General features: G+C 47.0%; 18 protein-coding genes and 2 pseudogenes. 6 read left to right on the top strand and 14 right to left on the bottom strand.

All coding sequences use genetic code 11. The features are described 5' to 3' along the window. Positions 1-88: 88 nt before the first annotated feature. The 11 genes and pseudogenes from ttcA to ccoN form a co-directional block, all read right to left on the bottom strand. Positions 89-1017 (bottom strand): annotated as a pseudogene (gene ttcA, locus DZ54_RS19740) (tRNA 2-thiocytidine(32) synthetase TtcA). Between the two features lie 178 nt (positions 1018-1195). Further along, positions 1196-2143: a universal stress protein UspE gene (uspE, locus tag DZ54_RS0106755; protein ID WP_025673525.1), complete on the bottom strand. Its 948-nt coding sequence runs from the start codon at positions 2141-2143 to the stop codon at positions 1196-1198. Positions 2144-2291: 148 nt separating this feature from the next. Next, on the bottom strand, positions 2292-3041 hold the full coding sequence (locus DZ54_RS0106750; RefSeq protein ID WP_025673524.1) for an FNR family transcription factor: 750 nt from the start codon (positions 3039-3041) through the stop codon (positions 2292-2294). A 64-nt stretch (positions 3042-3105) separates the two neighbouring features. Continuing rightward, positions 3106-3780 carry a sulfite exporter TauE/SafE family protein gene (locus DZ54_RS0106745; RefSeq protein WP_025673523.1) on the bottom strand — a complete coding sequence of 225 codons (675 nt, stop codon included), beginning with the start codon at positions 3778-3780 and terminating at the stop codon, positions 3106-3108. Beyond that, entirely contained in the window at positions 3767-3979 is a 213-nt protein-coding gene (ccoS, locus tag DZ54_RS0106740) for a cbb3-type cytochrome oxidase assembly protein CcoS (RefSeq protein ID WP_025673522.1), read from the bottom strand. The genes DZ54_RS0106745 and ccoS overlap by 14 nt, the downstream gene beginning before the upstream one ends. 4 nt (positions 3980-3983) lie before the next feature. Then, positions 3984-6365, bottom strand: coding sequence for a heavy metal translocating P-type ATPase (locus tag DZ54_RS0106735; RefSeq protein WP_025673521.1), 2382 nt, complete (start codon positions 6363-6365; stop codon positions 3984-3986). 2 nt (positions 6366-6367) lie between these two features. After that, positions 6368-6853, bottom strand: coding sequence for a FixH family protein (locus DZ54_RS0106730; RefSeq protein ID WP_025673520.1), 486 nt, complete (start codon positions 6851-6853; stop codon positions 6368-6370). A 65-nt stretch (positions 6854-6918) separates the two neighbouring features. Beyond that, positions 6919-7899 carry a cytochrome-c oxidase, cbb3-type subunit III gene (gene ccoP, locus DZ54_RS0106725; RefSeq protein WP_025673519.1) on the bottom strand — a complete coding sequence of 327 codons (981 nt, stop codon included), beginning with the start codon at positions 7897-7899 and terminating at the stop codon, positions 6919-6921. Further along, a complete protein-coding gene (locus DZ54_RS0106720; RefSeq protein ID WP_025673518.1) occupies positions 7896-8075 on the bottom strand; it encodes a CcoQ/FixQ family Cbb3-type cytochrome c oxidase assembly chaperone in 180 nt (59 codons plus the stop codon). Before DZ54_RS0106720 ends, ccoP begins: the two co-directional genes overlap by 4 nt. Positions 8076-8087: 12 nt before the next feature. Beyond that, on the bottom strand, positions 8088-8699 hold the full coding sequence (gene ccoO, locus DZ54_RS0106715; protein WP_025673517.1) for a cytochrome-c oxidase, cbb3-type subunit II: 612 nt from the start codon (positions 8697-8699) through the stop codon (positions 8088-8090). 13 nt (positions 8700-8712) lie between these two features. Further along, positions 8713-10138: pseudogene (gene ccoN, locus DZ54_RS19735) on the bottom strand (cytochrome-c oxidase, cbb3-type subunit I). A gap of 277 nt (positions 10139-10415) precedes the next feature. On the opposite strand from ccoN, the gene DZ54_RS0106705 reads away from it, so the two are divergent. Beyond that, positions 10416-10868 carry a hypothetical protein gene (locus tag DZ54_RS0106705; RefSeq protein ID WP_025673516.1) on the top strand — a complete coding sequence of 151 codons (453 nt, stop codon included), beginning with the start codon at positions 10416-10418 and terminating at the stop codon, positions 10866-10868. Between the two features lie 54 nt (positions 10869-10922). On the opposite strand, the gene DZ54_RS0106700 is transcribed toward DZ54_RS0106705, so the two are convergent. After that, entirely contained in the window at positions 10923-11483 is a 561-nt protein-coding gene (locus DZ54_RS0106700) for a Rossmann-fold NAD(P)-binding domain-containing protein (protein ID WP_025673515.1), read from the bottom strand. 146 nt (positions 11484-11629) lie between these two features. Here DZ54_RS0106700 and DZ54_RS0106695 point away from each other — a divergent pair, with 146 nt between their 5' ends. The 3 genes from DZ54_RS0106695 to DZ54_RS25880 are packed head-to-tail and all read left to right on the top strand — an operon-like array spanning position 11630 to position 14798. Further along, on the top strand, positions 11630-12820 hold the full coding sequence (locus DZ54_RS0106695) for an FIST signal transduction protein (protein WP_025673514.1): 1191 nt from the start codon (positions 11630-11632) through the stop codon (positions 12818-12820). A 2-nt stretch (positions 12821-12822) separates the two neighbouring features. Further along, positions 12823-13983, top strand: coding sequence for a histidine kinase dimerization/phospho-acceptor domain-containing protein (locus tag DZ54_RS25885; protein WP_240473934.1), 1161 nt, complete (start codon positions 12823-12825; stop codon positions 13981-13983). Beyond that, entirely contained in the window at positions 13956-14798 is an 843-nt protein-coding gene (locus tag DZ54_RS25880) for a hybrid sensor histidine kinase/response regulator (RefSeq protein WP_240473933.1), read from the top strand. Before DZ54_RS25885 ends, DZ54_RS25880 begins: the two co-directional genes overlap by 28 nt. 398 nt (positions 14799-15196) lie before the next feature. Here DZ54_RS25880 and DZ54_RS0106680 read toward each other — a convergent pair whose 3' ends face one another. Further along, positions 15197-15487 carry a DUF3634 family protein gene (locus DZ54_RS0106680; RefSeq protein ID WP_025673513.1) on the bottom strand — a complete coding sequence of 97 codons (291 nt, stop codon included), beginning with the start codon at positions 15485-15487 and terminating at the stop codon, positions 15197-15199. Between the two features lie 29 nt (positions 15488-15516). After that, positions 15517-15966, bottom strand: a complete 450-nt coding sequence (gene matP, locus DZ54_RS0106675; RefSeq protein WP_025673512.1) for a macrodomain Ter protein MatP — start codon at positions 15964-15966, stop codon at positions 15517-15519. Between the two features lie 188 nt (positions 15967-16154). Here matP and DZ54_RS19725 point away from each other — a divergent pair, with 188 nt between their 5' ends. Together DZ54_RS19725 and DZ54_RS23335 are read left to right on the top strand one after the other, a co-directional pair. Then, the gene (locus DZ54_RS19725) at positions 16155-16952 is read left to right on the top strand and encodes an AAA family ATPase (RefSeq protein ID WP_051415940.1); all 798 of its coding nucleotides are present in this window, start codon (positions 16155-16157) and stop codon (positions 16950-16952) included. Next, the gene (locus DZ54_RS23335) at positions 16952-17239 is read left to right on the top strand and encodes a hypothetical protein (protein WP_051415939.1); all 288 of its coding nucleotides are present in this window, start codon (positions 16952-16954) and stop codon (positions 17237-17239) included. The genes DZ54_RS19725 and DZ54_RS23335 overlap by 1 nt, the downstream gene beginning before the upstream one ends. Positions 17240-17255: the final 16 nt, after the last annotated feature.

The raw sequence follows: 17255 nt of genomic DNA, 5'->3' as shown, positions 1-17255 counted from the left end.
TGAATCATAAGAACATACGGGGAAGAAAACAAAAAGCGCTCACTAAAACAGTGAGCGCTTTTCTTATACATAGATAACGTTGCGATGGTTATGCGTTGATATTGACGATATCGAGTGATAAGTCAGGATCCACGTCGACGACAGCCTCTGAACCAGGCGCCGGTCGGTAAAGTTTTCTTTATCAAATACCGTATCGCCGTCACCGTCATAAGCCATGCCCGCTGCGACTGATTTAAAGTCGAATAACGCCGCATCGGCAAGATGTGAAGGAACCACGTTTTGCATGGCACGGAACATAGTCTCAATGCGTCCTGGATACCGCTTATCCCAATCTTGTAGCATTTCTTTGATCACTTTGCGTTGCAAGTTAGGTTGAGAGCCGCACAGATTACAAGGGATGATAGGAAACGCTTTCTGCTCTGAATAACGTACGATATCTTTTTCACGACAATAGGCCAATGGACGAATCACAACGTGCTCGCCATTATCGGAAACAAGCTTGGGCGGCATACCTTTCAGCTTGCCACCGTAAAACATATTCAAGAACAAGGTTTCCAGAATATCATCGCGATGGTGACCAAGCGCTATTTTGGTGGCTCCTAGCTCTTTCGCCGTACGGTATAAAATGCCGCGACGCAGACGCGAGCACAGCGAGCAAGTCGTTTTTCCTTCTGGCACTTTCTCTTTCACGATAGAGTAGGTGTCTTCTTCGATAATCTTATATTCGACCCCTAATTCGTCTAGGTACTCTGGGAGAATGTGCTCGGGGAAGCCTGGCTGTTTTTGGTCCAAGTTAACGGCGATTAATTCGAATGAGACAGGAGCACTTTTTTGCAGACTTTGCAACATATCAAGCAGGGTGTAGCTATCTTTCCCGCCTGAAAGGCAAACCATGATGCGGTCGCCATCTTCAATCATATTAAAATCTGCAATGGCTTGCCCTGTGTTCCGGCGAATGCGCTTTTGCAGTTTATTAAACCCGTATTTTTGTGCTTTGCTCAGCTCTTGCGTGCTCATAAGTACTATCGCGTTGTCAGGCAGTCTAAACACATTAAACTGCAAGTGTGCATGAATGGCGGGTATGATACGGATTTTGACTATAAATGCTAGTCGCTAGAAAGGTGAGACACAAACAATGAGAGTCACCAACAGGCAGTGAGCATCCCTGCCTGTTGTGTGGACTCGCGACGAGGATTTAATCGTTGGCTCGGGGATCGAGCGGGCTGATATATCCATCAGGTTTGATTGCAAGCAGATCACAGTCGAGCTGGTCAATCATGTGTTCCGCGGTGTTGCCGATGAAGACAGCAGACAACCCTGTGCGCCCAGTTGTCCCTAGGATCACTAATTCTGCATCCAAATCGCGGGCGATATTGGGAATAACATCCTCTGGCAAGCCTTCGTGAACATGGGTTCGCGCCTCTTCAATGTGATGACGCTGACGTAGGGCTTTCATGGCAGTGAGATGATGTCCCCTGACGGCATCCGTATAAGAACTTGGATCGAAGTCAGGCAGCTCAATGGTGATATTCACCGGTGTCGCTGGGTAAGCGTTTGCAAGGTGTAGCTCAGATCCCAACATTGCACTCATTACGTTGCCTTCATCGACTAATTTATCGTTAAGCTCGGCGTGGGTCTCTGTTTCTGAGGCGACATGAACGGATGCGACAATTTTGCCTTTATCCGGCCAACCATGCTCTTTCACCAGTAATACAGAGCTTGGGCATTTGCGGAGTAGGTGCCAGTCTGTCGGGGTGAAAATCACCGACCCCAGAGTGTCGTGCGTGTGTGTTGCTTTAACCACAAGATCATGCTGATGACTGAGTACGCGCTCGACAATCGCCTCATAGGGACGGTTATGCCACACCACGACCTTTTCAATCGTACATTCTTGTGCATTGTGTGACTGAATAATCTCATTCATCCATTCTTCACGCTGATGCATGACACCTTGACGCATTGCTTGCCGCTCATCCGATGAGAGCATGGATGTCATTTCATAAGAAAAGTCATAAATGGCGAGAAAGAGGGTGAGCTTAACCGCGGAATCACTTCGTTGGCTGAGCGTGACCGCACGTGATAACGCGGGTTGTTGTTCCTGGGAAGGATCAATAACGACGAGAAGATTGCTGTACCTGGACATATCTGCCTCCTTTGCACAGATGCATCGGTTAATATCACTTTAACCTAGTTGACCGGGTAGCGCGAAAGAATTCCTAGCTCGATAACAAAAAAGAGAAATGGCGCATTAAAGCGCCATTTCTTAACCAATTACCTAAGCATTTTTAACGTTATGACAACGGCTCTTCGTCGGCTAAACGTGCTAGCTCTTCTAAATCTAACACCGTAATGTATTTCCCTTTAACCGCCAGAATTTCTGACTTTTGGAAACGCCCCAAGAGACGGCTAATGGTTTCTACCGTTAACCCCAAGTAGTTGCCAATGTCACCACGGGTCATGGTCAGTCGAAACTCACGCGGTGAGAATCCACGTTGTGCAAAGCGTTTTGAAAGGCTGTACAGGAAAGCGGCTAAGCGCTCTTCTGCTGTTTTCTTTGATAAAAGCAAGATCATGTCTTGATTGCCTTTTATCTCGTTACTCATGAGTCGCATGATTTGCTGGCGAAGTTTTGGCATCTTGCCAGATAAATCGTCGAGCGTATCGTAGGGGATTTCGCAAATCATCGATGTTTCTAATGCCTGCGCAAAGCTTAGATGTTCATTATCGTTAATGGCATCAAAGCCAACTAAATCGCCGGCGAGATGGAATGCCGTAATTTGCTCGTCACCTTGCTCAGTAATGGTATAAGTTTTAACCGTTCCTGAGCGTATCGCATAGAGCGCTCGAAGATTATCACCGGCTTTGAACAACTCTTGGCCTTTCTGAATAGGTTTTTTGCGCTCAATGATGCTATCCAGTTGATCCAACTCTTGCTCATTTAACGTGAAGGGAATGCAAAGCTGGCTGATACTGCAGTCCTGACAATGGATCGCACAGCCACCAGACTGAACCCGCCGAGTGATGATCTTATTAGACACCATACACCTGCCTGAAATTGAAAACGTCAATTAACATATTACACCATTTTCATGTGCTAGGTCGACCTTATATAAGGAGTTTGAGTGCACCTTGTAAGGTGTAGAGGCCATAAACAGCCAACATCATGGCGCAGACCAGGCGCAGTAGGTGATTGTTCAGTATCGGTTTGATTCTCTCTGCAAACGCGCCAATCGTTAACATTGCTGGGAGCGTGCCGAGCCCAAAGCCGAGCATGACCAGCCCGCCACCGGATGCGCTACCTGCGACGGCCGCCCAACTGAGTGCAGAATAAACCAGACCACAGGGCAACCAACCCCAAATTAAGCCAAAAGGGTAGGCATAAACGGGGGAGCGCAAAGGCATCAACTTTGAGGAAAGCGGTGAAATATAGTGCCAGAGTTTGCTGCCAATACGCTCAATATAACTCAGGCCATTCCATAATTGTGCCATATAAGCGGCCAGCAATAGCATCATTATCGCGGCAAACAATCGTAAAACGGCAAGGTGATGGGTTAAGTCAGAGAGCGCGAGTAACGAGGCGACGGCTCCACCGATGAGCGAGCCTGCTACAACATAAGAGGTTATTCGGCCTAAATTGTACAAAAGAATATAGGGCCACTTTGCGCGTTCAGCAGGGATCCCCAAAGACATAGCCGCGGCGACTCCCCCACACATACCGAGGCAATGGCCAGCACCAAGCAAACCGATACCTAATGCACCAATAAAATCAATGTTTGTCATGATGCGACGGTTCAGTGTTCTCTACATGATTGGACGGCGTGGTAGACTTTTTCTCTGGTTCTTCTTCATCAAAAAGGATAGAGGAGCCTTGACGCTCCAGATCTTCAAACTGATCGGATTTTACCGCCCAGATAAAGACGACGGCAGCGACACAAACCAGCATGATCGCAATTGGGATCAAAATATACAAACTAGCCATAACGCTATCCTTCTTTTTTATTGAGCAGGCGCAGCGAATTAGACACCACAATAATGGAGCTGGCAGACATACCGACGACAGCTACATACGGGGCGACAAATCCCATGACAGCCAAAGGTAGAATAGTTACGTTGTAACCTAACGCCCAAGCTAAGTTTTCGCGAATAATGCGGCGAGTCTGCTGGGCAAGTCGCCTTGCGGTTAGCAGCTTTTCTAAATCATCGCTGAGTAGCACCATATCCGCTGATGATTTCGCGATATCGGTGCCGCCGCCCATAGCGACAGATAGGTGGGCCCCCGCTAAAACAGGCGCATCATTCACACCATCACCTACCATAAGCGTAATAGTGCTGTCATCAAGGCCCTGAAGATACGCCAATTTTCCTTTAGGAGATACCCCTGATATCACAGAGTCGATGCCCAATGCTTCTGCAACTTGGTCAACATTGCGCGACTGATCACCAGTTAACATCGTGGTCTGAATACCCGCATCTTTAAACGCTGAGACTAATCGTGCACTACTTGGCCTGATGGGATCGACTAGCGAGAAGGCTGCCACGGGGTTGCCTTCACAACTAAGCACCACAGGATATAGATCGTAATCCTCGGGATGGTCTAACGTTAGTGCAAAGTTTGCCTTTCCGATCCGCCAACACTGTCCATTAATGGTACCACTTACGCCTTGGCCGATATGATTATCGGCATCATAAACATCAACATGCTGTGTGGATTGGTCTTGAAACGCTTTCGCGATTGGATGGTTAGCAAATGCCTCCAGGCTTGCGGCAATATTAAAAGTGTCTTGCTCTGTAAAAGCCTCATCGTCGACACGAACAGCACGAATTTGTATTTCGCCTTTTGTCAGCGTTCCCGTTTTGTCTATCACTAACCGATTTACTTTGGTTAAGGTTTCTAATACATGCCCTCGACGCAACATAATACCGAGTTGGCCAAATGTTGAGGTTGAGCAGGTCAATGCGGTCGGCGTGGCGAGCGACAGCGCACAAGGGCAGGTGGCCACCAATACCGATAGCATGATCCAAAAGGCATCATCAGGTTGAACAAAATGCCAATACAGCCATGTTGAGGCGGAAATAACTAAAATAGCGGCCACAAAATAACGCGCAATTTGATCCGCCAAAACAGCCACTTTAGGCTTCGCCATCTGCGCTTCATCTTGTAGCCGAACAATATGCGCCACCAAGGATTCTTTATGATTGCAGGTCACGGAGATATCAACATTCCCTTCGACATTCATGGTGCCCGCATATACGGTATCACCACTTTGTTTGGTTTGCGGAAGAGATTCCCCAGTAAGCATGGCTTCATTGACTGATGTTGTGCCTGACAGGATTTGACCATCAGCGGGGAAAGGCTCACCTGGTAAAACTCGAATATGATCATCGACTTTTAAGCCATTAGCTGGGACGGTTTTACCGTTCAGATGACGTGCCATCTTCGGTACCAGCTTCAAGAGATTAGCACTGGCTGCTGCCGCTGTTCGCCTGGCGCGCATTTCTAAAAAACGTCCCAACAATAAGAAGAAGGTGAACATAGCGACGGATTCAAAAAAGACTTCGCCTTTACCGGTAACCGTTGCGTACAAGCTTGAAAAATAGGCAAAGAGTAGGGCGATCGAAACGGGAACATCCATCCCTAGTGTTCGCGCCTTTACGTTTCGCCATGCGTTGGTATAAAACGGTAACGCAGAATAGAGCAGGACGGGCGTCGCGAAAATTAAACTTATCCAACGGAAGTAATTACGAAAGGTTTCATCCATATCGCCAAAGACTTCGAAATACATTGCCACCGCTAGCATCATCACCTGCATTGTCGCAAGGCCGGCAATCCCTAACCGATAGAGGTATTGCTTCATATTACGATGGTATTGCTGTTCTTGTTTATCCGCTTCAAAGGGAGCAGCTTTATACCCGAGACGATGAATACGGGTAAGTATGGTACTCAGTGATGTCTCGCTATCATCCCACCGAACCAGAGCTCGATTTGTGGTCGTATTCACTTGAATATGAGTCACACCGTGAGTCCGTTGTAATTGTTTCTCTATTAGCCAAGCACAGGCTGCGCAAGAAATACCATCTAGTGACAGGGTCACTTCCTTTTGATCGATCAGATCGCGAACAAACTCTTGTTGTACGTCTTGGTTATCATAGAGGGTCAGTGATTTGAGCTCTTCTGGAACCAAATCTGCTTTGCCTGCATTTTCGGTTCGGTACTGATAATAAGAACTCAAACCACTGTCTACGATGGTGGTTGCCACGGCTTGGCAGCCAGGGCAACACATAAGGCGGGGTTTGTCGAAAATCACAACTTGGTAGGTATCGCCTGTTAAAACAGGATCGCCACAGTGATAGCAGGGTGAGGTCATGGTTACTGCTTACCGCTTAACGTCAGGGTATTAGATAAAGGAAAATTAACGCGTCCGTGGACTTTCCACTGTTTATCAAATGATGACACTTCGATAAACCAAGGGCCAGATATAGGCTCAGCGAGATCGAGGTGATAAATACCCGCTTGATTGGGGTTTACCATCACATTCACGTCTTTACGCTCGAGAGTGCGATGCTGTAGATGAACCTTCAGCGCCGGAAATGTTTCAAGTTGCCCTTTATCAAGCGCAACCGCAATCGCTTCCTCTGAAGACGAAAGTTGCGCCGAGATGCCAAGTTGATCGGCGACTTTAAGCTTCGATAAATCGACATTGATCCCTTTCCCTTTTTTGTAGTAATCCTCAGCAACGAGTGACACTGAGTTCATTGAAAAAAGCGTGAATGTAACGAGACTGGCGACGACAACCGTAGCGGGGAGAGCGATAAGGAACCAAGGCCAGAACTGCTTGTACCAGGGGGTTATCATGAGAGCTCCTCGGTTTAAATTTAAGAAGCCCCTGCAAGCAGGGGCTGTTATTAACACGTAAGTGATTATTCTACTTCAGGATTACTCAAACGCCATACATAAGCAGAGAGTATCTGAATTTTTTCTTCACCAAGATGTGCTTCCCATGCGGGCATCACACCTTGACGACCACCGCGAATAGTTTGTTCCACCGCGCGACGTGAGCCACCATATAGCCAAATATTATCGGTTAAGTCCGGGGCACCAAAGGCAGGGTTACCTTTGCCATCTGTCCCATGACAAGCAGCACATACCACGAATCGGGTTTTACCTTTCGCAGCCATTTGCGGATCGACTTTACGTCCTGACAAACTCAGTGCGTAGGCAGCGACTTCTTTGACGCCGTCTTCACCCATGGTATCTAGCCAAGCAGGCATGTTGCCTTTTCGGCCATGGAGCAACGTCGCTTTAATGGTTTCGGGTTCACCACCATATAGCCATGCCTCGTCAGTCAAGTTAGGAAAGCCTGCTTGACCGCGTGCATCTGAGCCATGACAAGCCGCACAGTTTTGACTAAACAAACGCTGACCTACCTTCAAAGCCTCTTCATTACGCGCAATCTGTGTAATCGGACGCAGTGATTTACCATCTTCTTGGTAAGCTAACTGGCGGAACGCTTCACCGAAGACCTTGTCAGCGGCTTCGAGCTCCATCGCGTATTGGTTAATGTGTTGAGCTTCTTGCGCTTTTGCCATTAACTCACGCGATTCGTCGACACTGCTGATGTTTTGATAAGAACTTTTCCAACCTAAAACGCCAGCAAAGTTACCTAATCCTGGGTATAGAATAAGGTAACCGATACCAAACACCAATGTGGCCCAAAACATATAGGACCACCACTTGGGGAGTGGGTTATTCAGCTCACGAATACCATCGTAGTCGTGACCCATGTCATCGCCCTCAGCAACGCCCATTTTATCCTTGGTTGTCCAAATGATAAGGGCAGCACAACCAGCTATTGTGCCGAGTACAATGACTGTTACGAAGATACTCCAAAACGTACTCATTCGCGGTTATCTCCTGTCTTATGGTTGGACTTATCCTGCTCTTCATCGGCGAAGATCAGATTGGCAGCTTCGTCAAAACTTTTCTTTTGACGCTTGCTATAAGCCCATACCACAATCCCAATGAAGCTCACAAATATGACCACTGTCCAAATACTATGAAAGGTGCCGATATCCATAGGCCCTCCTTATTACTTCATTGCATGACCGAGTGACTGAAGATAAGCAATGAGTGCTTCGATCTCCGTTTTGCCTTTAACAGCGGCTTTTGCGTTCTCGATATCTTCATCGGTATAAGGTACACCAAATTGATTTCGGAACACCTGTAGCTTCGCGGCTGTCGTTTCCCCGTCTAACGTGTTCTCTGCTAGCCAAGGGAATCCAGGCATGTTCGACTCTGGGACCACATCTCTCGGATTAATCAAGTGAACGCGATGCCATTCGTCGGAATACCGATCCCCGACACGTGATAGATCAGGCCCTGTACGTTTGGAGCCCCAAAGAAAAGGGTGTTCCCAGACGCTTTCACCCGCGACACCATAATGGCCGTAACGCTCTGTTTCAGCACGGAATGGACGAACCATCTGGCTGTGGCAAACATTACATCCTTCACGAATATAGATGTCTCGCCCTTCCAGCTCTAAAGCTGAATACGGACGAAGGTTATCGACTGGTTCAGTGGTTTGATCTTGATAAATCAGTGGGGTGATTTCCACTAATGCACCGAAGCTGATAGCAACAATGATTAAGATCGCAAGCAAACCGGTATTTTTTTCTACTATTTCGTGGCGATTTGAACTCATTTAATCGTCCTCCTTACACCGCAGGCTCAAGCGATTTCAAGCTGGCTTCCGGCGCACGAATCGTTTTGTATGCGTTGTAAGCCATCAAGAACATACCTGATAGGAAAATCGCTCCGCCAATAAAGCGGACAAAGTAGAACGGGTAGGAGGCCTCTAATGACTCCACAAAGCTGTATGTCAATGTGCCGTCAGTATTCACTGCGCGCCACATCAGGCCTTGCATGACACCAGAGATCCACATCGCGACGATGTAGAGCACCGTTCCGATTGTCGCTAGCCAGAAGTGCACGTTCACCAGTGAAACCGAGTACATGCGTTCTTGCCCGAACAATTTTGGAATAAGGTGATAGATAGAGCCGATAGATACCATGGCAACCCAGCCTAATGCACCTGAGTGCACGTGACCGATTGTCCAATCGGTGTAGTGAGACAGTGCATTAACTGTCTTGATCGACATCATTGGGCCTTCAAACGTCGACATACCATAAAATGATAGAGAGACGATCAAGAAGCGCAAGATAGGATCATAACGTAGCTTATGCCATGCCCCCGATAGGGTCATAATACCGTTAATCATCCCCCCAAGACGGTGCAAAGAGGATCAACGACATCACCATACCGACAGACTGTGTCCAATCAGGCAGAGCGGTATAGTGCAAATGGTGAGGGCCCGCCCAAATATACAGTGAGATCAGTGCCCAGAAGTGGACAATAGACAAGCGATAGGAGTAAACAGGACGGCCAGCTTGCTTGGGTACAAAATAGTACATCATCCCAAGGAAACCGGCAGTGAGTAGGAAACCAACCGCGTTGTGTCCATACCACCACTGCACCATTGCATCGACTGCACCGGCATAAATGGAGTAAGACTTCATCGGTGAAACAGGGATTGCCATACTGTTGACGATGTGCAAGACAGCGATGGTCAGAATAAAGGCACCGAAGAACCAGTTCGCAACGTATATATGCGAGGTTTTACGCTTAATAAGGGTACCAAAGAATACGATAGCGTACGCCACCCATACCACCGCGATGGCGATATCGATTGGCCACTCTAATTCAGCGTACTCTTTAGAGGTGGTGTATCCCATAGGCAGCGAAATGGCTGCAGAAAGGATAATGGCTTGCCAACCCCAGAAGGTGAACTCTGCTAACTTCCCTCCGAACAACCGTGTTTGACAAGTACGTTGTGCAACATAATACGACGTTGCAAACAACGCACTGGTACCGAATGCGAAAATCACTGCGTTAGTATGCAGTGGACGCAAACGGCTGTACGTCAAATACGGAATATCAAAGTTCAGTGCAGGCCACACTAACTGAGCGGCAATAAGTACACCTACAGCCATGCCCACAATACCCCACAAAATTGTTGTAAGAGTAAATTGGCGGACAACGCGGTAGTTGTAGTCTTGTTCAAGCTGCTTAACTTGGCTCATATTGCATGCTTCCACTTTTAGTTAACTACACTCACGTTTAATACGGACGAAGCCTCCGCTTCGTCTATTAACATACCATTTTTACGAAACCACTTGGCTGCGTACGATTTTTAACCGCTTTATACAGTTCGTTGCTATTTCTTTGTAAAAATGGCATTTTCGACCAGAATCATACTGTAGATACTGGTTAAAAAACAGGGGCTAACCCACACACTTCGTGAGGCTTACCCACCTTTCTGATAAAACTTTGACCTCTGTAACACGGAGAAAGCAATTCATGGCAGCAGAAAAACTCACTCGCGGACGATTAGCGCAAATTATCGTTATGCTCACACTTTTAGTGGTCGCCTTCTTTTGGCGCACGCTTATTTACACGCCAAGAATGGCCATTATAGAGTGTAAGGGTATGAATGGTTTTTGTGGCACATCACAGTCTCAAGAAAAAGTAGAGTATGAATGGAACACGAAGAATGAAGTGATACATTTCTCTTTAGTTTCAGAGAGTAAGCCTCACTCCGCGTTCTGGGAGCAAAAGGGAAAACAGGCACCTGAGCTGAGCCAGAGCCAGTCGCAAGAAGGGGGAAAATATAGGGTCAACTGGCAATGGTCACGTGTTGATCTCCCCGCAAACATTAATATGTTTAACGTTGTCTTTGATCAGTATCAATTTAAATTTAATTACCCAAAAAGGATAAATAAAGTGCGGTTTGTGTCGTATTTATCGATATAGCGCTTTATTAATAAAGGAAACGCTTTATTTATGACGTTTTTTATATTTAAAGTGCTAAAGCTTTACGCTAAAAATCTGTTTATTAATGCATTTTGACTCTCTCCCTAGAAGAAAGCAAACCAGTGGAGACAAAACTTCGCACTTTTCACGCACTGATAATGTTTCATCATCACTGTTAAGATTGTGATCTAACCAGAAACTCACCCTGTTAATCCGTTGCAAGCAGTTTGTATCTGATACGTCATCGTGATGAAGTGCTGTTGGCTCGCCATGAGGATGAATGGTGACACAAGCCGCATCAGCTTGACAGAATTGGGCTAACGTCGAATAACCCAAAAGTTGCATATATCGCTCCCCGTTTTTGGGAACTTGTACCACACCAGTCAGCGGTGCAAGCTGAGAAACAGCTTGCGATAGAGTGGTAGTGAGGGCGTCGATGGTTAGTACCGGAATCGATTTAAATCGAACTCTGGGTTCATGAGCGACAATATCAAGCGCAGACGCCTGATCGTGATCAATAATAATGGGGGTGTAACCTTGAGCGGCCAGTTGGTAAGCAATGGTCGCACCTAAGGTGCACGCGCCACCCAATAGCGCGACGGGTCGACAATCCATGTTCAACGTTCTATTGATAGACAAAGGACGCGTAGGATACGTCAGTTTAGAATCTATTTCAGCCACCTAGAACAATGAATTGATCGCTTGATACATGTATCATTAGCACGGTGATACATTCCAAATCCTACCAACGTAACGGTGACATGAAGATAGCAACGGCACGAACTCAAGCTGATGACGCAGTACAAGCCGCCTATACATTGGCTCGCATTATCAAAGCGCGTATTAGCACCCCCAAGCTTTTAATGATCTATTTTACTGAGCATTACGACGTTAGAATGCTTCAACGTACCTTAAATAGTCTATTCCCGGGCGTGCCACTCATCGGCTGTTCCACGTGCTATGGCGTGATGACCCAAAGTGGATGTATCAGTGGGCCGGCGGCAGCTATCTGGGCATGCAGTGATGATAAAGGCAGTTATGGTTCATCATTAGTCGCTCATCAAGCACACCGCCATGTACGTGATTCGGCACGTATGGCGCTGACTCAAGCCATTGAAGAAAGTGGGCGATGCGGTGAATTACCCAAATTGATTGCGTTACATAGTACACCAGGTGAAGAAGAGGCAACCTTATCAGCGATCCGAGAAGAGCTAGGCGTATCGGTTCCCGTCATCGGAGGATCGGCGGCGGCGGATACCGTGGGAGGAAACTGGGCCATTTTCGATCATAAGGGGACAACAACATCAGGCATCGCGATTAGTGTTTTTTATCCGTCTGCTCGCGTCAGTTACTCCTTTCATTCTGGCTATGCGTCGACCCAAAAACAGGCCACGGTAACGGATGTGCGTGGGCGCGCATTAGTGAGCTTAAATCATCAACCTGCTGCCGATGTTTATAAACACTGGTATGAGTCTGAAACAGGGTTAGCGTTTGATCCGACTGATTCGCTTTTTTCTCAGTCCACGCTTTATCCGCTTGGTACTCAAACCGGCACGATACATGGGTTACCTTATTATACATTGTCGCACCCAACATGTATTAATGAGCAGGGCCATATGGAGTTATTTTCCCAGCTTGAGGTCGGGCAGTCTGTCTATTTTATGTCAGGCACCAGCGAGGGACTGATCTCACGAGCCAGTCGTGTCGTGGAGTCCGCAAATGATCATGCACTGTGTCAGCCTGAGCCACTTGGCGGGTTAGCGATTTATTGCGCAGGGTGTATGTTACATGTGAAAGACCGCCTTGATCAGGTGGCTGAAAATATTAATACGGCCCTATATAACGCCCCTTTTGTTTGCCCCTTTACGTTTGGTGAACAAGGCCTCTTCAAAGGGGGTGAGCTATCTCACGGTAACTTAATGATCTCGGCTGTGTTATTTCATAAGGATTAATCATGATGTCGAAACGCTTATCGGCTTCTGAACGTTCAGACTCTGAATCTTTACAAGAAACCTTATTTGAACTCAGTCGCGTTGAGGCCAGAGAGAAACGCTTAAGAGAAGAAAACGACGCGATTTTGTCAGCTATATCGGCCATGACGGAGGCCACGTCAAAGACAGATATTTTTGCGTCACTCCTTGATGTTATTCATCGCTATGTCAGCTTTGATAGTGCAGTGGCGCTGAGCCGCAACCGTGAAACAGAAGATGCGTTTCGCTGTCTAGTCTCTACAGAGCGCTTACTCGAGACAGTGACGTGGCAAACGGGTGATGTGTTCCGTCGTTGTGTAAAAGGAGAGACCGTTGCCATTTATAAGCCAGGCATGATCAAAGAGCTTCACTGCTTAACCCACCAATATGCCAGTTATCTTCAAGGTACCGCGCTAATCAGTGGCTTAACGGTAAATGACAGCGAAGTCATGTTAATTTTATTCTCCCATCGACGTGATTCGTTCAATAACGAAGCTCAACAAGTTGTCGATCGTTTTCGCCCATTGATCGAACGAACCATCATGGATATCGACTACCGACACCGCTTACATGCGCTTGTGAGTAGCCGAACGCAAGAGCTGAACGCCAGTCGCCAACGCTTTCAGGATTTTGCACAAACAGCCAGTGACTGGTTTTGGGAGCTTGATAATACATTTCAGCTGACGTATTTATCTTCGCCTAATACAGAGACCAATATTGATGCAGAGGCATTACTGGCGAAAATAAAATCAGACACAAAACTCAAATTACAGCTTGAGCATCTTATCACCCGCGAAGAAGCCTTTAGTGATATTGAGTGGCATATGACATCTCGCGCGCATGATTACTGGGTAAGTCTCTCTGGTCGACCTTGTTACAACAAGAAGGGGCAATTATCCGGATATCGCGGCACAGCTAAAGATATTACCGCCACCAAACGTCGTGTGGTCGAGCTGCAACAAGCGCGTCAACAGGCGGAGTTGGCCAATAATGCCAAATCACAATTTCTTGCGGTGATGAGCCATGAAATACGGACACCACTTAATGCGGTATTGGGTTTGATTGATGCACTACAGCACTCCCTGCTAAGCATGGAACAAAAAGAGTGGGTAGGCAGATGGATAAATCCGCCCAGCTTCTGTTGACGCTAATCAGTGATGTCCTTGATTTATCAAAAATTGAGTCGAATCGATTTGCTCTTTCTCCCTCGCTCATGAAGCCAAGTGATTGTGTCGCTAATGTTTATCACCAGCTCATCGATCGCGCCGATAAAAAACGGATCCATTTATCCGCGTCTGTGTCTCCCTCGGTCCCTGATACGCTCTACATGGATGAGAATCGCTTCACGCAGATTCTGCTTAACCTAGTAGCCAACGCGTTAAAATTCACCGATCAGGGAGGGGTGACGGTGTCACTTAATACGGACGGTGATGTATTGGTTTTGTGGGTGAAAGATACGGGCATTGGTATTGATGAGAGCCATATTGGGCGAATTTTCGATCCCTTTACCCAAGCCGATGGCAGTATTACGCGTCGGTTTGGTGGGACAGGCCTTGGTTTATCCATCTGTAAAAAATTGGTTGAGATGATGGGCGGACACATCGAGGTGGACAGTGAACCCCATCATGGGACAGATTTTTGTGTCCGTTTGCCCATTGTCGCAACACCGCAAGATGCCGAAAAACATCAACCAACGCTGCCTATACCAGCAGGTAGTGTGCAACCTATGGTGATTTTAGTCGCTGAAGATAGCCGTGCTAATCAGATGGTTGTTCGTTTGATGCTAGAAAAGCAAGGCCACATCGTGGTGCTCGCATCAAACGGTAAAGAGGCGCTAGAGCATGTGAAACAGACTGATTTTGATATTGTTTTAATGGATATGTCGATGCCAGTCATGGACGGTATTGCGGCGACGAAAGCGCTTCGAACGTCTGGTTTTAAGCAACCGATCATGCTTTAACCGCTAAATGTTATGGACGAAGACAGGCAACGCTGTGTTCGGGCCGGCATGAACGACTTTGTGACTAAACCAGTGCGCGCGGCGAGCCTTAGCGCTGTACTTCACGGGCATCAACCTGTCACGCTTTCCGCTGATCACTGATGGCTAATTGCCGCTGAGTTGAATCGACTTAGTCCAAACATTGGAATAATGACGATTAAAGGAAGTAGTAATTAGCTATTTTATGGTAAATAGCTAATTACGTTCAATGGTAAGCAAAGAGAGCCACTCACGGAAGTATAGCGTAACACAACAGCGTTATCTGATACGCCATTTAACATAATACATATAATGCGCACCTTGGGTTTGGGTGCAAATCAGCCTGACGACCGCCAAGGCTTTATCATTTAAAGGCTTTATCATTTAAATGATTGATGCGGAAATACGTTTTTAATCCGTTGCTGAGTGCGATGGTCAATACTGCGCGACAGTACGACTTTTGCAGGCTTAAAGCGATTACTATAGACCTTTATGGTGCCGGTAAACGGATGGCGTTTAGCGATGTCTTGGCAATCGTGTAAAAAGCCTTTCGGCACCTTGCCTTTATGGCGCACTAACTGGCCATCTTTAAACGCCATCACCAGCAATGGCCGGTCGATTAGCATAAATGCGAGAAATATGGCAAAAGAAATCAGTAAAAAGTAGCCCATACTGCATGCTCACTTATCGGTAACAGGTTTTACATATCCAGCAAGTTGTTGAGATCTTGCTTTAGCGTATCCACTTGCTTGTTGGCACTTTCTGAGCGGCTTGCCTCAGACAGCAAGTACTCAATGGTATCGGACAAGGTCGCGTCAAGCTCATGGGCTTTTTGCGATAGCTTTTCCCATACGCGGTAGTCTAAATCGATCGACTTTTTCCGCGTTTGTTCTTGTTCAGCATTAAAGTGACGTTTTCGCTTAGCCCGGATCGCTTGTTTGAGTTTTTTCTCCAATGATGACGCCATGTGCGTGTCAATCCACTGATTAATACGCGTGGGCTCATACTCAATAGCCAGCAAGGCATTAACCGCTGTCTTTGCCTCATCCGTATCGATATATTTTGTGACAGCGTCACCATCTTTCCATTTTTTCACCAAATAGGCCCATTTCCAGCCTGCTTCAAGGTTTTCGAGTTGTTGATATTTCATATGCCAAGCTTCAGTCACGCCAATGGGTGACAGCGTAACACTAAGCCGCTGCCTGTTCAATTATCACACACTTGGATGCTCACCCTATCCGTTGGTCATTGATCCCTTCGTTATGGTGCCCATTCTATTACCGCAGTGTGTTATCCTTTATACTTTATTTATTCTAATCGTAGTCAGTAATCATAGACATGCATGAAGTCGATTGGCGTGATGCCAAACCACATTATTCTCAGTTTTCCCCAGACATCGCCCAATTTGAGTATTTAGAGGCCGCCACGCTACTGTCGCTGCAGTCCCGCTTAACCCAGGCTTTGCAGTGGTTGATGTCATCTTCGTGCTCGACACGTTGTCTTACCGTGATGTCTGCTGATCTTCCGCACTATCTCAACGCATATCGGGATGAGCTAACCGCGCAATGTCCGAGTTCACCTGTTTTAATCGGCGAGGCAGTCACCGAGTCGACACTATTCGGTTTTGCCTATGATGCCAATAAGAATGTGACAGCGTCACAAAAAAAATCAGGCTTACTTCATCAAGCCAATGGTGGCGTTTTAATCTTAAAAGTTGCCGATGTGCTGCAACAACCTCGTGTTTGGGTGCGCCTGAAACAGTTTTTGTCGACAGGTAAACTGGCCTGGCAAACTGCCCGTCCAGACCAAATAACCGAATTACCGGATGAACGCCTCGATGTTCGACTTGTGTTGGTCGGCGATAGACAGTGGCTGGCCGATTTCGAAACCAACGAGCCGGATCTTTACGATGGCTTATCTGCTTATGCTGAGTATGAACAAGACATCGAACTCAACGCGAATAATATCACGCCCTATTTTTCTTGGTTAAAAGGAATTCTGACCATACTAACAACACTGAGTGTCACCGACTCTGCCTGGTTCGTTTACTCCAAGCAGGCGCGCGCGAAAGCGAAGACCAGTTACGCATGCCACTATGCCCTATTTGGTATCAACAATTATTGGCTGAATCGCTGATGACGGTCGATGATGTGTTAGATGGGCAGGCGATTGATGCGGCCATTACGCGTCGTTACCAGCGAGCTTCCTATCTACCAGAGCGTGCTATTGAAGACATCCATAAAGGACAAGTTTTTATTGATACGCGCGGTGAACATATTGGCCAAATCAATGGTCTCACTGTGATTGAGGTACCCGGTCACCCCTTGAGTTACGGAGAGCCGGCTCGGATATCATGTGTGGTGCACTCTGGTGATGGTGATATTGCCGATGTTGAGCGCAAAGCGKAMAGCTACGTCGTCTGAGCAATCGTCGATGTAC

This window comes from Salinivibrio socompensis S35 (assembly GCF_000513715.1).
Lineage (GTDB): Bacteria > Pseudomonadota > Gammaproteobacteria > Enterobacterales > Vibrionaceae > Salinivibrio > Salinivibrio socompensis.
The sequence above is the reverse complement of the archived record's forward strand: the minus strand, read 5'-3'. Positions and strand labels throughout refer to the sequence as shown.

What these genes read in the sequence shown, in the direction of transcription:
- uspE (WP_025673525.1), bottom strand. Translation starts at nt 2,143, where the DNA reads ATGTCCAGGTACAGCAATCTTCTCGTCGTTATTGATCCTTCCCAGGAA.
- DZ54_RS0106750 (WP_025673524.1), bottom strand. Translation starts at nt 3,041, where the DNA reads ATGGTGTCTAATAAGATCATCACTCGGCGGGTTCAGTCTGGTGGCTGT.
- DZ54_RS0106745 (WP_025673523.1), bottom strand. Translation starts at nt 3,780, where the DNA reads ATGACAAACATTGATTTTATTGGTGCATTAGGTATCGGTTTGCTTGGT.
- ccoS (WP_025673522.1), bottom strand. Translation starts at nt 3,979, where the DNA reads ATGGCTAGTTTGTATATTTTGATCCCAATTGCGATCATGCTGGTTTGT.
- DZ54_RS0106735 (WP_025673521.1), bottom strand. Translation starts at nt 6,365, where the DNA reads ATGACCTCACCCTGCTATCACTGTGGCGATCCTGTTTTAACAGGCGAT.
- DZ54_RS0106730 (WP_025673520.1), bottom strand. Translation starts at nt 6,853, where the DNA reads ATGATAACCCCCTGGTACAAGCAGTTCTGGCCTTGGTTCCTTATCGCT.
- ccoP (WP_025673519.1), bottom strand. Translation starts at nt 7,899, where the DNA reads ATGAGTACGTTTTGGAGTATCTTCGTAACAGTCATTGTACTCGGCACA.
- DZ54_RS0106720 (WP_025673518.1), bottom strand. Translation starts at nt 8,075, where the DNA reads ATGGATATCGGCACCTTTCATAGTATTTGGACAGTGGTCATATTTGTG.
- ccoO (WP_025673517.1), bottom strand. Translation starts at nt 8,699, where the DNA reads ATGAGTTCAAATCGCCACGAAATAGTAGAAAAAAATACCGGTTTGCTT.
- DZ54_RS0106705 (WP_025673516.1), top strand. Translation starts at nt 10,416, where the DNA reads ATGGCAGCAGAAAAACTCACTCGCGGACGATTAGCGCAAATTATCGTT.
- DZ54_RS0106700 (WP_025673515.1), bottom strand. Translation starts at nt 11,483, where the DNA reads ATGGATTGTCGACCCGTCGCGCTATTGGGTGGCGCGTGCACCTTAGGT.
- DZ54_RS0106695 (WP_025673514.1), top strand. Translation starts at nt 11,630, where the DNA reads ATGAAGATAGCAACGGCACGAACTCAAGCTGATGACGCAGTACAAGCC.
- DZ54_RS25885 (WP_240473934.1), top strand. Translation starts at nt 12,823, where the DNA reads ATGATGTCGAAACGCTTATCGGCTTCTGAACGTTCAGACTCTGAATCT.
- DZ54_RS25880 (WP_240473933.1), top strand. Translation starts at nt 13,956, where the DNA reads ATGGATAAATCCGCCCAGCTTCTGTTGACGCTAATCAGTGATGTCCTT.
- DZ54_RS0106680 (WP_025673513.1), bottom strand. Translation starts at nt 15,487, where the DNA reads ATGGGCTACTTTTTACTGATTTCTTTTGCCATATTTCTCGCATTTATG.
- matP (WP_025673512.1), bottom strand. Translation starts at nt 15,966, where the DNA reads ATGAAATATCAACAACTCGAAAACCTTGAAGCAGGCTGGAAATGGGCC.
- DZ54_RS19725 (WP_051415940.1), top strand. Translation starts at nt 16,155, where the DNA reads ATGCATGAAGTCGATTGGCGTGATGCCAAACCACATTATTCTCAGTTT.